Genomic DNA, 408 nt, shown 5'->3' with positions numbered 1-408 from the left:
GTCCTAGTGGATATTATCATTATGGGGCCTTAGCTCAGCTGGGAGAGCGCCTGCTTTGCACGCAGGAGGTCAGCGGTTCGATCCCGCTAGGCTCCATTTACTATTTATAAAAATGGCGGTGTAGCTCAGCTGGCTAGAGCGTACGGTTCATACCCGTAAGGTCGGGGGTTCGATCCCCTCCGCCGCTATATATTTAATGGACCCTTAGCTCAGCTGGTTAGAGCAGACGGCTCATAACCGTCCGGTCGTAGGTTCGAGTCCTACAGGGTCCATTTTATCTCATGGAGGAATACCCAAGTCTGGCTGAAGGGATCGGTCTTGAAAACCGACAGGCGGGTCAAACCGCGCGGGGGTTCGAATCCCTCTTCCTCCTCCATATTATTTCTGGTTGAAATTTAATACTTTTAC

At 51.2% G+C, this 408-nt stretch carries 4 tRNA genes; all 4 read left to right on the top strand.

Annotated elements, in window-relative coordinates:
- The first annotated feature begins 23 nt into the window (after positions 1–23).
- The 4 genes from AAHB15_RS30055 to AAHB15_RS30040 all read left to right on the top strand — a co-directional run bounded on the left by AAHB15_RS30055 (position 24) and on the right by AAHB15_RS30040 (position 376).
- A tRNA-Ala gene (locus AAHB15_RS30055) sits at positions 24–96 on the top strand.
- Positions 97–114: 18 nt separating this feature from the next.
- Positions 115–188 (top strand) — tRNA-Met (locus AAHB15_RS30050).
- A gap of 10 nt (positions 189–198) precedes the next feature.
- A tRNA-Ile gene (locus AAHB15_RS30045) sits at positions 199–272 on the top strand.
- An 11-nt stretch (positions 273–283) separates the two neighbouring features.
- Positions 284–376, top strand: a tRNA-Ser gene (locus AAHB15_RS30040).
- Positions 377–408 lie beyond the last annotated feature (32 nt).

The organism is Bacillus sp. OTU2372 (assembly GCF_038440275.1).
Classification (GTDB): Bacteria; Bacillota; Bacilli; order Bacillales; family Cytobacillaceae; genus Neobacillus; species Neobacillus bataviensis_B.
Note: the sequence above shows the minus strand (reverse complement) of the source record. Positions and strands in the feature narration are given on the sequence as shown.